Origin of the sequence: Roseovarius sp. CAU 1744 (assembly GCF_039839345.1) — a bacterium.
GTDB lineage: Bacteria > Pseudomonadota > Alphaproteobacteria > Rhodobacterales > Rhodobacteraceae > Roseovarius.
This window is the reverse complement of the sequence record NZ_JBDOQV010000002.1, coordinates 338,988-353,141: the sequence shown is the minus strand read 5'-3', so window position 1 is coordinate 353,141 and position 14,154 is coordinate 338,988. Positions and strand designations below refer to the sequence as shown.

The following is a 14,154-nucleotide window of genomic DNA, read 5'->3' as shown; positions in this document are numbered from 1 at the left end:
GCCAGCGGGAAATCCGATGGCCTTCACCGCTTCGCTCAACGGCGTGAATTCAAGCTGGGCGAAACCGATCTGACGCGGCCACGCCAGATCCGTCAGCTCAGGCGCTGCGCGAGGGTCAGTTCTGACGCATGACGTTGACCGAACATTCCGCGTGACGCACCACGCGCGCCGCGGTTGGGCCGATCAGGTAATCCGACAGCGCCGGACGATGCGCGCCCAGCACGATCATCGTCGCGCCGATATCCTTGGCCACGTTGAGGATTTCCTCGTAGGCGGTGCCGTGGCGCGCAATCGTCTTGACCTTCATGCCGCTCGGGGTCTGTTCGGACACTATCTTGTTCAGCTGTGTCAGCGCTTCTTTCACGATGGCCTTAAGGTCATATTCCTCGGATCCGCCCGTCTCGCCGCGGATTGCATAGCGCCAGTCCAACCCCGCGAGAATATCCGGCACCACGGTCATCACGATCAGTTCACCCTGTCTGGCCTTGGCCTGCATGACCCCTTCGGCAATCGTCTTCAGGCCGGTTTTCTGATCGGCCATGTCGATTGGAACGAGAATTTTCTCAGTCATTCCACAATCTCCTTTCCAGGGGTCAGCGGGCTTCGCGGCGCACGAACAGCCAGAAGAGCCAGACAAACATCAACGTCAGCGCGACATTGAGGATCGAGACATCCGCTGACGGGTTCATGGGCGCCGGCGGTTCCGGCAGACTGGGCGCAAAGGCGGCGGCAACAGGCAGCACCGGGTCGATCAGCTCGCCTCCGCCGATGCCCGCGGCAAGTGCCTTGACCGTGCTTGCCGGCACCGGTTTCAGACTGGGCGCGGCGGTGGCCCCCGGCCCCTGTTCACCGATGGCAGCAGCCGCCGAGCCCGGCGCGGGACCGGCCAGGACCACCTGGCTCGACAGTGTCTCAATCGGTGAAAACTGCAACCCGTAAGTGCCGCCCGGGATGCGGATCTTGCGCAGGAACGGATATTTGACAAGATTTCCGCCATCCTCCCAGCCAGCGATCGGCAAGAGTTTCAATCCGCCTTCGTCGAAGGCATCCCGTAGCGCGCTTTCACCCGCCGGTGCCGCGATGATCGCCACCTTGCCGCCATCCACGCCCGCCAGCAATTCCGCCGGCGTGGTGGCCGCGGTCACCTCAAGTTCCGCCGACAGGCCCAGCCCGTCTTTCAGGATCGTGGCAATCCGGTGAGAGGCAGACCCTTCGGGCCCCACAAGGAGCGTTGCCGCCGCGCTCAGTGATGACGGGCTGCCGTCGCCGGTTGTGGCAATCACATGCACCGCGTTGCTGCCGACAGCGGCTAGCCCCTCGTACTGGTCCATCCGCACCGGTGTCGGCCCGGACAGGTCAAAGAAGCTTTCGGCACCCACCATCGCAAGGCGCGTCTCGCCGGCGGATACCGCTTGGAGCGGCTGCGTGACGGGCGTGATCGTCACCTCGCGGCCGACATAGGCCCGCCGGGCTGCGCGCAGGGCCGTGCTCGACAGGTCGCCCCCGGCCATCAGCGGCGATGCGGCGATGGCCAGCGGGTCGACCGCATCGACCGCGCCCGAGGAGATCAGCCCAAGCCGCGCCAGCGTATCGCGGGCCACCGCCCGCGGTGAACGTCCTTCCAGGTCGACCTTGCGGTTGAGCGCCTGCATTTCCTCATTGCTGAGGATACCGCCAAGCGCGTCCAGCGCCCCCCCGAGGCCATCGAAGGCCGAAAGCGACGAGACCCTGACGATCGGCGCCAGTTCATAGACCGGAAAGAATTCCAGATCGTCGTCAAGGATCACCAGCCCGTAATCGGCGATCTGACCATCGGTGGTATAGACCTCGATCACGTCGACCTGGCCGTCGAGCAGATTGTCATAAAGCTGTCCGCGATCCGACAGCGGCACCTGTTCGACCGCGCCGAATTCGAACCCGTAGCGCTGAACCATCGGGTTGAGACCATCGAGGGGCCGGGCAATGAAATCATCCTCGATCCCCAGCGTCACCTCTGCGCTGCGCGGAACAAGGTCCGACATGGTGCTGACGCCCAGTTCTTCGGCGCGCTCGGGCAGCATGGCAAGGCCGTAGTTATTGGCAAAGCCCACGCGCTCGCGCCATGAAATGCCAAGCGGCTCGAACACTTTCTTGACCCTTGCCAAGGCTTCGTCACCATCGGTGACGGGGCTTTGTCCGAGCATCACCAGGCCGGTCCCGTTATATTCGGGATAGGCGTCAATATCACCGCGCTTGAGCGCCTCGAGGATGGCGGGTGTATTGGCATATTCCACCACCCCTTCGACCGGCAGGCCCTGTTCCTCGAGGATGGCTGCCATCATCTGGGCCATGATCCGGCTTTCACCGAAATTCTTGGCACCGATCCGGATTTTCTTTTCGTCCTCGGAACAGCCGGCCAGCAGGAACACACCGGCGAGAATGGATATGAATGTCTTTCTGAACATGAGACAGTCCTTTCTTTCCGGTTGGTATCAGGCCGAACCCTCGGCAGCGCCTTCGGCTTCGCCGCGGGCCTCGATGACTTCGGGCGCGTCAAGTTCCTTGCGGATTTCGCGCAGGAAACCGACGATCTGCAACAGCACGATCACCGCAAACGGGATCGCCCCGGTAATCGCCATCGCCTTGGCCACCGTTACCGACTCTGTCACCAGGGTCGAGAAGGTCAGCACCGCGATCAGGACGCCCCAGATCATCTTCTGGATGATCGGCGGGTTCAGGTTGCCATCCGTCGTCATCATCGACAGCACGAAGGTGCCCGAATCCGCCGATGTCACCAGGAAGATGAACAGCAGCGCCGCCGCCAGGGCCGCAAGGATGGTGGCGCCCGGGAAATAACCCAGGAAGGCAAAGAGCGCGGCAAAGACATCCTCGAAGATAATCTCTTTCAGCCCGCCGCCGCCGTACATTTCGATGTAGAAACCGGCACCACCAAAGGCCGCGAACCAGAGCATCGAGAACATGGTCGGCACCAGCACGACGCCAAAGATGAACTCGCGGATCGTGCGCCCGCGCGAGATGCGGGCGACAAAGATGCCGATGAACGGCCCCCAGGCCAGCCACCAGATCAGGTAGGTCAGCGTCCAGCCCGAGGTCCAGCCCTGAAGCCCCTCGAACGGGTAGAGGGTGAAGGATTTGGTGATGATCGCGCTGAAATACTGGCCGATCGAATCGACGAATGTTTCCAGGATGAAGGCCGTCGGCCCGGCATAGATCACCATCAGCATGATCGCCACGGTCAGGACCATGTTGATGTTCGACAATATCTTAATGCCCTTGTCGACGCCGGTGGTGGCCGACAGCATGTAGGCCACGAACAGCACCACCAGGATGATCATCGACATGGTGTTGTTCTGCGGCGTGTCGAAGGCATAGAACATGCCCGACCGCACGGCGAGCGCTCCCATGGCAAGCGATCCGGCAAGCCCGAAGACCACCGAGATCACCCCCAAGATATCCGCGGCCTTGCCCACCTTTTCACCCGTCGGCCCCTTGAAGACATGCTTGATGGGGGTCGAGATCATCGAGCTTTCGTTGCGGCGGAAGGTGAAATAGGCGATCACCAGCGCGCAGCAGCCATAGATTGACCAGGCATGCAGTCCCCAGTGCAGGTTGGTGATGACCAGCGCCTCGCGCGCGGCCTCGGCGGTTTCGCCCTCCATCCCCGGCGGCGACACGAAATGATACATCGGCTCCGCCGCGCCCCAGACCAGAAGCCCCGAACCCATGCCGCCGGCAAACAGCATCGCGATCCACGAGGCGGTGCTGAATTCCGGCTCTTCATTGTCCTTGCCAAGGCGGATATGGCCATAAGGCCCGAAGGCCATGTAACCGCCCAGCAGCAGGAAACCGGAACACATCGCCAGCCACATCCAGCCGGCACCGTTCAGCAGGTAGCTTGTGAACGCCTGCGCGGAACCGGTCATGCTGTTGGGGCTTATCACCCCCCAGACGCCGATGGCGAGGCACAGAACCATTGCGACAATGAATACGGTATTGAAAGATGCATTTTTAAATGCGGACATCTGCTTGCTCCCTGTGTCCGGGCATCGAAACTTCTGCTGGCTTCGATCGTCCGAGAAGGGAATGTCAGAAAACTTCACAAATCAAGATTGACACCCGGAAAAGGTCAGGTGCGCCGATTCGTTTGAAAGTTTCGGGGTCGCCGTGCAATGGCAAGCGGGCAAAAGAACCTTTTTCTTTCAACGCAGAGCGATCTTTTGCAGGGCCGCAGACCCCGGCCGGATCGCCGGCGGGCCGGCGCCAACCCTCTGACCACATCCGCCCGAAACGATGCGCCGGTGATCTCGTGCGGCTTCCCATGCGGGACAGGAAACCCGGAACCACGACCAGTTGCAGAGAACGGCCCTGTTGTTCATCGCAGAGTGGGATGGCGGAGCGACAGGGATTCGAACCCTGGAGACGGTCTCCCGCCTACACACTTTCCAGGCGTGCGCCTTCGACCACTCGGCCACCGCTCCGTTGGCCCGGTGTGTAGCCTGACTTTCTTGGCCTGCGCAAGGGGTGATCGACGCGCCTGCCGGGTGCGCCGGCAGATCGGTGGCCGGCCCGCGGGTCAGTCCGCCAGATGCCGGCAAACACGCGGGTAATGACGGCCCTTCGTTTCGGTCTTTCCGGCACGCAGCGGTCCGAATTCGCGCGGTCGGCGCCATATGGGTGCCGCCGCAGGGTAACGAGTGGCCCGGACCCGCGCCGTCATCAGGATTGATCACCGTCGCCGTCGCCCGCGTCCATGTCCTTGATCCTGGTTCGACGTTTTGGTGCCTTCGGTGCCGGTTCCGCGGGGGGCGGTGGCGCGGCATTCTGCAATGTCTCCGGGTTGCGCAGCCAGACGTCGCGCTGTGCGAACGGAATCTCGATACTGTTATCCGCGAATTTGCGGGCGATTTCGTGGTTCATGTCCGAATGCACGTTCAACATCCAGTTCACATCGCGCAGGATCGCCCGGATCTCGAAATCAAGCGAATCCGCCCCGAAGCCGCGGAAGACGACATTGGGCGGCGGGTTGGCGACGACCATCGGATGCGCTTCGGCGATCTCCCTGAGAATCTGCTCGACCTGTTTCGTATCGCTGCCATAGGCCACACCGACCGGCACGATCACCCGTCCGACGGTGTTGCCCTTGGTGTAATTGGTGACCGTGCCGCTGACCAGGTCGGCATTGGGCACGATCACGTCCGAGCGGTCGAAGGTTTCGATCGTCGTGGAGCGCACCGAGATGTCGCGCACATAGCCGTGGGTGCCGCCGACCTCGATCCAGTCGCCCTCGGAAATCGGCCGTTCGATCAGCAGGATGATACCGGAGACGAAGTTCGAAACGATGTTCTGGAGGCCGAAACCGATACCGACCGACAAGGCGCCGGCCACAATGGCAAGCGAGCTGAGGTCGATCCCGGCACTGGTGACGGCCACGATCGCTGCCAGGAATATCCCGATATAGCCCACGCCCGAAACGATCGCGTTCTGCCCGCCAGTGTCGATATTGGTCTTCGGCAGGACGGTGTTCTTCAGCGTTCCCTGGATGAACCGGGTCAGCAGGTAGCCGGCGGTGAAGACCAGCGCCAGGGTCAGGAAAATCGTCGGCGAAATCCGAACGCCACCCAGTTCGATACCAGAGGTAAACCGCGTCCAGAGCTCGGTCAGGTCGGTGACGCGCGCGCCCCAGATCAGCGCAAAAACCGGCAGTGACAGCAAGACCAGCACAAAGCCCGCAACCACGGTCGTCAGCGAATCCGCCCCGTCTTCGGGCTTTCTGCTTAGCAGGACGTAGACCTCGTTGACCAGCCGCTGCAACACCACCAGCACCGCCAGCAGAAGCAGCGACAGCAATGCCGGCAGCATCAACGCCTCGGCCGCCTTGAAATAGCCGATGGCCGCCAGCACAGGCGCCACCACGGCCAGCACCAGGATCGCCCGGCAGATCAGGCGCACCAAACGGTTTCGGAAGGTATCGACACCTTCCACCCCGCCAGCCTCGGTGTGGATCTTCAGCAGCTTCGAGAGCCGCCACAGCAGCCCCGCCGCCACCAGCGTGACCGGAAAGATGGTGACGATCATCGCCGCCTCGGACCAGTCGAAGATGTCGGCGGTCTCTTCGAGGAAATTGACAAGCGCAACGACCAGGCCCAGGCCCGTACCCAGCACGCGGCCCGTGCGGCGCTGGTCGTCATCAAGGTTCAGCGGCAGGTCACGATGTGTGCGGAACGGGAAAATCCTCACCGATACCCACCGGGCAAGGAAATAGATGAACAAGGACACCAGCAGCGCGGTCAACATCTGTTCGGTGCGCAACCCCACCAGCCCTGTGGCAAACATCGCCGCAACAATCATCAGCGCGCCGACATAGGGCAACAGCAATTCGCCAACCGAAATGGCAAACGCGACCAGCCAGCGCGCGGCGCCTGGGCGTTCATCGGGTTTCAGAACGCGCCGCGACAGCACACGGCACCAGCGGCGGCCACGCGCCACCAGCGCCACGCCGATCGCCAGCAACACCAGGATAAGCGGCAGATTTTCCTTGGTATCGGCGCGCTGCACCGGGCTGCGCCAGGCCAGCCGGAGTTCGGAATGAAGCGTCCGGTACGCGTTGAGAAGGGCGTTCAGCCCATCATCCCAGTGGGCGATATTCAGGGGCGACGGCCCCAATTCCAGCAGTTCGGCCTTCTGTCGGTCGCGAACGATCTGGTCGATCCCCTTGATAAGACCGTCCGCCCGGCTATAGGCCAGTTCGGCCTTTTTTACCGGTGCCTGCAACTCGGACAGGCGTTCGTTCAACTGCGTTCGCTGCGAGGCGATATCTTCTGCTTCGTTTCCGTTCTCGGGCGCCGGTCCCAACGCATCCAGCTGGTCGCTCACCGTGCCGATGGCGCTGCGATTGACAGATTGGGCATCCAGGAATTGCTGTCGCCAGTCGGCGATCTGGTTGCGCAGTTCCTCAAGCGCCGTAATCGAGGCCCGCCCGCTGGCAATCGCGTTGTCGGCACGCGTGGCAACGTTTTCCCAGGTCGGATAGTCCGGCTCGATGCTTCCCGGTTGCGCCGAGGCCGGCATCGCCAGCACGGACGCCAGGCCCGCGCATACCAGCGCCAGAACAAGGAGAAGCTGCCGGATTCGGGTCATGCTTCCTCGAACACGCCGGGAATCGCGCGCGGCGCGTCGGTCAGCCAGTCGGGCGACGGCAGGCCCTTCTCGCGCAGGAATTCGGGGTTGAACAGCTTTGACTGGTAGCGCGTGCCGTAATCGCACAGCACGGTGACGATGGTGTGCCCCGGTCCCATTTCGCGCGCCATGCGGATGGCGCCGGCGACGTTGATGCCGGTTGATCCGCCCATGCACAGCCCTTCCTCGCGCAGCAGGTCAAACACCACCGGCAGCGCCTCGTCGTCGGGAATCTGCCAGGACATGTCCGGGGTGAACCCTTCGAGGTTGGCGGTAATGCGCCCCTGCCCGATGCCCTCGGTGATCGAGCTTCCCTCGGCCGCCGCAGCGCCGTCACGGTAAAGCGTGAACATGCCCGAGCCCATCGGATCGGCCAGCGCCACCTTGACGCCCTTGGGCTGAAGCGCCGCGCCCACCCCGGCCAGCGTCCCGCCAGAGCCGACGGCGGCGACAAACCCGTCAACCTTGCCGCCGGTCTGGTCCCAGATCTCGGGGCCCGTGGTCTCGATATGGGCCTGGCGGTTCGCCACGTTGTCGAACTGGTTGGCCCAGATCGCGCCATTGGGGTCACTCTGCGCCATCTGCTCGGCCAGCCGCCCGGAATACCGCACGTAGTTGTTGGGATTCTTGTAGGGCGCCGCCGGCACCTGCACCAGCTCGGCCCCCGCCAGCTGGATCATGTCCTTCTTTTCCTGGCTCTGGGTCTCGGGGATCACGATCACCGTCTTGAACCCCATCGACGCGCCCACCAGCGCCAGGCCGATGCCGGTATTGCCGGCCGTGCCCTCGACAATCGTGCCGCCGGGGCGCAGATCGCCGCGCGCCACCGCATCCCTGATGATATACAGCGCCGCGCGGTCCTTGACCGACTGACCCGGGTTCAGGAACTCGCATTTTCCCAAAATGGTGCAGCCGGTCAGTTCGCTGGCTTTCTTCAGCTTGATCAGCGGTGTATTGCCAATGGCCGCGGCCAGATCCTCAGCGTATCGCATTGCCTGATGCTCCTGTCTTAGCGCCCCAATGGTGTATGTGCAGACGGGCCCAACATCAAGCGTCCGATCCGGCATCGGCGCGCAGTCTTGCGCGTTCCCGCTGCAACCACAGAAGGCACAGGATCAGCGGGCCATTCGCGGCCTCGCCCGAGGGGATCAGCGCCATCGCCTGCTCAAACGGCAGCACATGGGTGCGAATGTCCTCATCTTCGCTGTCCAGCCCGCCCTGGCCCATGTTCAGGTCCGGCAGATCGCACAGGCCCACGTAACAATGAAAATACTCGGTCGAACAACCCAACGAGCAATAGTGGCTCGACACGTGTTCCAGCCGCCCAAGCGCCAGCCCGGCCTCTTCGACGGATTCGCGCTGCGCGGTTGCCTCGGGGGTTTCGCCCGGATCGACACGGCCCGCCACCGGCTCCAGCATCCACGGGTGCGGGTCGCCGCGCCCGAACGGGCCCATGCGAAATTGCTCGACCAGCAGCACCCGGTCGCGCACCGGATCATAGGGCAGAACGATCGCCGCGTCGGTGGCCACGAAGACCTCGCGTGTCACCGGTGGGCTTTGGCTGCCGTCGAACATCGGATGCCTCAGCGTGGCTTCGCGGGTCAGGAAGAAACCCGCATGGCGGTTATGCTGTTCCAGGACCTCGACGGCATCGGCGTGCAGATCGCTGCGCAGGTCGGTCGGGGCACCGGCGGCGGCGGTTGCACGCGACGCCGCCCGAACCAGGATCATCGGCATCATCCGGCTTAGGGTTTCCGCAGGCACCGCGGACCGGTGCTGCGCCACCTCTTGCGCGGCGTTCAGCGCGATCTGTCCCCATGCGGGTTCCCACGCCTCCAGCAGCCAGTCGCGGGTGGTTTCGGACGCCTCAGCCGCCCGGCAATAGACCGTAACCGGCCGCGCGCGGCCTTCAGCAATCACGGCGCACTCTGCCGGCGCATAGCCGAGACCCGCTGCAAAATAGGCGATGGCTGACTGCGCGTCCGCCGGCGCATCCTCGATCACAATACCACTCACTGTGCCCTCTGCGGGATGCAGATCGGGAAAACACGCCATGGGCGCGCCGCGAAGGGCATACCCCTGTAACTCTGCCCGCTTACCGGTGATGGGTGCCCGGCAAATCCCGTCCAACAATGGCGTCCATGCCATTGGTCCATAAAGGAAAATTTCGCTCATCCGGTTACGACCAGCGGCGCGATGCCCATTCCGCCACAACCCCCGTCACGATCCCGCCGACGAACAGCGTGATGATCAGGTTGGCATCCAGCAGGTTGGTGCCGAAATCGATCGCGATCTCGAAAATCGCGACAATCCCCTCGACGGGCCCTTCATACCGGTTCTGCAGCGCCAGCTTGAGCATTTCATTGAAGCTCTGCAGGAACAGCGCCCAGAACACCAGCGCGGCCATGCCCGTCAACCCGGCGCTGAAGGATTCGAGATAGCTGCGCCCGACCCGTGTACCGACGACGAACCAGCCGCAGGCCAGTCCAAGTGCCAGATTGACATAGTTGAACCAGCCGAAATCCGTGCCGTCGGGCATCAGCGGGCGCACCAGATCCGAGGCATACCAGGCAATTCCCCCAAGGATGGCGGCGGCGGCCAGTTTGGCGGCGGTTGGCATTCTGTCGGTAACGGGCATCTATCGCGGCCTTGCTACTGTGATCTGGACTACATCGCAATTACCGCTTTGGAAGGCCCCCGCACAAGAGGTCAGGTAAAAATTCCACATCCGGCGAAACCTGTCATCAAAGCCAAGGCCCGCGATCTGATCCCATTTGGCGTTGAAACTTTCGTGCCAGCGGCGCAGCGTCTGGCTGTAGCTTTGTCCAAAGGCATGACAGTTCGCAACCCGCAGCCCGGCGCGTCCGATCTCGGTATCAAGCGCCGCAGGGCTGGGTAACATGCCGCCCGGAAAGATGTATTTCTGAATAAAATCAACACCTTTTCGGTATGCTTCCCAGCGACGCTCCTGAATGGTGATGATCTGCAACGTGGCCTGCGCACCGGGGTGCAGCCGATCTCTTAGCGTTCCGAAATAGGCGGGCCAGTATTTCTCGCCCACGGCTTCGAACATCTCGATACTGGCGATACCGTCATAGCTGCCCCGTTCGTCCCGGTAATCCTGCAACTTGAACGTCACCTTGTCTGAAAGTCCATTCTTTTCAATGCGCTGCCTGGCGAACTTCAACTGCTCTTCGCTGATGGTTAGACCTGTGACCCGCAAGCCACGCTCTTTGGCGGCATATTCGGCAAACCCGCCCCAGCCACAACCGATCTCCAGCACGTGATCGCCGCGTTTCACGCCCATCTGGTCAATCAGGCTGGCATATTTGGCGGTCTGCGCATTCTCAAGGCTTTCCTGCCCGGTTTCGAAAAGCGCGCTGGAATAGGTCATGGTTTCATCCAGCCAGAGCGCGTAAAACTCATTGCCCAGATCGTAGTGATAGCTGATGTTCTTGCGCGCCTGCCGGCGGCTGTTGCGGTTCATCCAGTGGCGCATGCGTTCATAGGCGCGCAGCAGGCCCATGCCCGGAAAGCCGTCATAGATCACGTCGTTGTCATGGTGCATGAAATCCATGAACGCCTGCAGATCCGGCGTGCTCCACCAGCCTTCCAGATAGGCGTCACTGAACCCCAGGTCGCCCTCACGGATCAGCCGGACAAAACTGTCGGGGTTATGGATCACGATCTCGGCCACCGGTCCCGGCTTGCCGCCTTCGGCCCGGAACCGCCGCCCGTCGGCCAGAACGAAATCCAGGCGCCCGTGATTGATCTGCCGGGCACGCTCGAAGACCTGCGCGAAATAGCGCGGCAGATCGGATTGGCCCTTGGTATCGGTCAGGGTCATGCGCCCTCCCTATGATGTCCTCAACAGGCTAGGCTCTGGGCGGGTTTTTTCGCAAGAAAATTGTTAACGATCAGAAATTCCGCGCCTCATATGCAGCCAATGCGCGCTTTCGCCCCTCGGAAAGCTCCACCAGGGGTTGAGGATAGGTATCCTTGGGCGACAGGTTCCACCACCGCGGCACCGCGTCGAAATAGGCCAGTGCGGTGCGTTCGGGGCTGTCGCGGCCTTCCGCGATCCAGCGCGCCACATAGTCGCCGTCCGGGTCGAATTTCTGCTGCTGGGTCTCGGGGTTGAAGATGCGGAAATAGGGTGATGCATCCGGGCCCGAGCCGGCCACCCACTGCCAGCCCATCGCGTTCGAGGCCGGATCCCAGTCGGTCAGGCAGTCCTCGAACCATTTCTGCCCGATCCGCCAATGGCACATCAGATGCTTGGTCAGGTAACTGGCCACGATCATCCGGGCGCGGTTGTGCATCCTGCCGGTCACATACATCTCGCGCATCGCGGCGTCGACGAAGGGCACCCCCGTGCGGCCCTGTTTCCACGCCCAGACCTCGGACAGGCGTTCATCCTCGTTCCAGGGAAAGCTTGCCCATTCCTCGCGCCAGTTGTCGGACAGGATCCGGGGGGTGTGGTACATCAGGTGATAGGCGAACTCGCGCCAGACCAGCTCCTTGAGCCATTTCTCGGCCCCCTTAGCGCCGCGATGCAGCGCGCCGAGCCCCGCGTGCCAGCAGGTGCGCGGCGATATTTCCCCCAGCGAGAGGTATTCGGACATGCCCGAGGTGCCATCAACCGCCACCAGGTTTCGCGCCTGGCCGTAATCCTCGATACCGTCACCTGTGAACCAGGCCAGCCGATCCTCGGCGCAGGCCTCGCCCGGCCGTTGCCAGCCCGAAACCACCGCCGCGCCCCGCTGCATCGCGGCCCCAAGCCGCCAGCCTTCCAGATCATCGCTGGCAGGCCAGTTTTCCGGTGCGGGTATGGCCCGGGGCGCCGCCTCTGGCGCGGGAACATCCCGGTCTTTCACCGCGTTCCACATCGGTGTGTAAACCTTGTAGTAGCCCCCCTGCCCGGTCTCGACCGTCCAGGGTTCAAACAGCAGATGGCCGCCGACGCTCTGCGCGCAGATCCCCTGTGCCTTCAGCCCGGCCTTGATGTCGGTATCGCGCTTGATCGACGCCGGATCGTAAAGGCGCGTCCAGATCACGCTGTCGGCACCTGTTTCGGCGATCAGCCGTTCCAGCACATCCCCGGCCGGACCGCTGCGCAGGATCAGGCGGCTGCCCTTGCGCTCCAGCGCCTCGGACAACACCCGCAGCGACAGGCCCAGCCGCCATTTCGGGGCCGCGCCCAGCCCGTCTACGTTGTCGTCGCGGATAAAGACCGGTATGACCGGCCCGCCGCGGCCGCATGCCTGCAGCAGCGCGGGATGATCGCCCAGCCTCAGATCGCGCCGAAGCCACAGAATGGTTGGTTTGCTATTGCTATTGCTCATGCGCTGCCCCGTTCATTCCCGCTTTCAGGATAGGCCGGTCTGCGGCTGGGGCAATATCACACCACGTCTTCGAGCGCGGTCAACAGCTTGTCGATCTCGGCCTGCGCGGTGTAATGCACGAAACTCAGCCGCAGAACGCCCTTTTTCAGGTCGATCCCCATGGATTGCAGCGGGCGCGCGCCGTAAAAATCGCCGCCCCCCGCCATGATCCCGTGCGCGGCTAGGTCCGCCGCGGCCGCCTCGCCCGGGCCGTTCAGCTCCACGGCGATCGTCGGCGCCTTGGCCGCCGCCTCGCGCGGGCCGATCAGCCGGACCGAGTTCTTCTCTGCCAGGTAGTCCAGCACCGGCTGCAACAGCTCGGTCTCGTAGCCGCGCAACAGGTCATGCACGCCCTCGGTGCGCGCCGCGGCATCGCCGGTAATGCCATGATGGCTGGCCAGTGCGTCATAGTAATCTGCCATCCCCGCACAGGCCGCCACCTGGGCGTGATCCGGCCCCGCGGGCGTGAACCGCTTGTAGAGGGTGTCGGCATTGAACCAATGCGCCTGGTTGGGCAAGAGCGCCCCCAATTCGCGGCGCAGGACCATGATACCCTGATGGGGTCCATAGGTCTTGTAGGCGGAAAACAGATAGATATCGGGGCCCATGTCGCCCACATTCACGAAACCATGCGGCGCATAGGAAACGCCGTCGACACAGACAAACGCACCCGCCGCATGGGCCGCGGCGGTGATCTCGACAATCGGGTTCACCGCGCCGACGATGTTGGAACAATGCGGGAAACAGACCAGCCTGACATTCTCGTCCAGCAGGTTTTCCAGATCCTCGACATTCAACAGCCCGGTTTCGGGATCGATCGCCCATTCGCGGATTTCGATCCCGTCCTCGGCCAGCCGGCGCCACGGGCCGCTATTGGCCTCGTGGTCCTGGTCGGTCACGATGATCGCCTGCCCCGGCTCCATCCACTGGCGGAAGGCCTGGGACAGGACATAGGTATTCTGGGTGGTCGAGGGCCCGAAACTCAACTCGTCCCTGGCCACGCCCAGCATTGCCGCCAATCGGCTGCGCGCCTCGTCCATCTCGGCGCCGGCCAGCCGGCTGGCCTCGTAGGGCGCATAGGGCTGCACCTTGCGCTGGCGGTAGTACCGTTCAAGCCGCTCGATCACCGGCCCGCAGGTATAGGACCCGCCGGCATTCTCGAAAAAGGCCTGCCCCTGCAGGGACGGTTCCGAAAAGGCGGGAAAATGCGCCCGCACGAATTCATTGTCCAGATTGGTGGTCATGACGGGCGCCCTCTTCCCATGTGGTTATTGCGGCACACACAACAGCAAAAACCCAGCCCGTGCAACAGGACCGGCGGATCGGGGAACTCTTCCGAATCCCCGAAACGGATTCCTGTAACGCTTACGCTTTTTCAATGTCGCCTGAAATCCGCGGGCCAAACCGGAAGCCGGTCGAATTCAAACGTCGCAAAACCGCCTGCCGATGTCGCTATTTATCGCCATCGCCTCCGGCCCGGCATGAGACAGTCGCCGGAATTGGGAGGCACCGCCGGAAATCGAACCGGAAAGGCTGAGAAATCGGCCTTCGGACCGGCATTCCTCTCGGTCGTGGAAACAATCACAGGGACACA

At 62.9% G+C, this 14,154-nt stretch carries 10 protein-coding genes and 1 tRNA gene; all 11 read right to left on the bottom strand.

Annotated elements, in window-relative coordinates; genetic code table 11:
- Positions 1-115: 115 nt before the first annotated feature.
- Complete coding sequence (locus AAFO92_RS05635; RefSeq protein WP_347533672.1) at positions 116-571, bottom strand: universal stress protein; 456 nt, start codon at positions 569-571, stop codon at positions 116-118.
- A 22-nt stretch (positions 572-593) separates the two neighbouring features.
- On the bottom strand, positions 594-2,444 hold the full coding sequence (locus tag AAFO92_RS05630; RefSeq protein WP_347533671.1) for a glycine betaine ABC transporter substrate-binding protein: 1,851 nt from the start codon (positions 2,442-2,444) through the stop codon (positions 594-596).
- Positions 2,445-2,471: 27 nt separating this feature from the next.
- A complete protein-coding gene (locus AAFO92_RS05625) occupies positions 2,472-4,022 on the bottom strand; it encodes a BCCT family transporter (protein WP_347533670.1) in 1,551 nt (516 codons plus the stop codon).
- Positions 4,023-4,388: 366 nt separating this feature from the next.
- Positions 4,389-4,478 (bottom strand) — tRNA-Ser (locus tag AAFO92_RS05620).
- A 238-nt stretch (positions 4,479-4,716) separates the two neighbouring features.
- Positions 4,717-7,137 carry a DUF3772 domain-containing protein gene (locus AAFO92_RS05615; protein ID WP_347533669.1) on the bottom strand — a complete coding sequence of 807 codons (2,421 nt, stop codon included), beginning with the start codon at positions 7,135-7,137 and terminating at the stop codon, positions 4,717-4,719.
- The gene (locus AAFO92_RS05610) at positions 7,134-8,168 is read right to left on the bottom strand and encodes a cysteine synthase A (protein ID WP_347533668.1); all 1,035 of its coding nucleotides are present in this window, start codon (positions 8,166-8,168) and stop codon (positions 7,134-7,136) included. The genes AAFO92_RS05615 and AAFO92_RS05610 overlap by 4 nt, the downstream gene beginning before the upstream one ends.
- Positions 8,169-8,223: 55 nt before the next feature.
- Positions 8,224-9,192 carry an NUDIX domain-containing protein gene (locus AAFO92_RS05605; RefSeq protein WP_347533667.1) on the bottom strand — a complete coding sequence of 323 codons (969 nt, stop codon included), beginning with the start codon at positions 9,190-9,192 and terminating at the stop codon, positions 8,224-8,226.
- Between the two features lie 163 nt (positions 9,193-9,355).
- Positions 9,356-9,814: a TrgA family protein gene (locus AAFO92_RS05600; RefSeq protein ID WP_347533666.1), complete on the bottom strand. Its 459-nt coding sequence runs from the start codon at positions 9,812-9,814 to the stop codon at positions 9,356-9,358.
- Complete coding sequence (locus tag AAFO92_RS05595; protein ID WP_347533665.1) at positions 9,815-11,023, bottom strand: cyclopropane-fatty-acyl-phospholipid synthase family protein; 1,209 nt, start codon at positions 11,021-11,023, stop codon at positions 9,815-9,817.
- 70 nt (positions 11,024-11,093) lie between these two features.
- Positions 11,094-12,521, bottom strand: a complete 1,428-nt coding sequence (locus AAFO92_RS05590) for a deoxyribodipyrimidine photo-lyase (RefSeq protein WP_347533664.1) — start codon at positions 12,519-12,521, stop codon at positions 11,094-11,096.
- 56 nt (positions 12,522-12,577) lie between these two features.
- Complete coding sequence (locus AAFO92_RS05585; protein WP_347533663.1) at positions 12,578-13,804, bottom strand: aminotransferase class V-fold PLP-dependent enzyme; 1,227 nt, start codon at positions 13,802-13,804, stop codon at positions 12,578-12,580.
- Between the last annotated feature and the right edge of the window lie 350 nt (positions 13,805-14,154).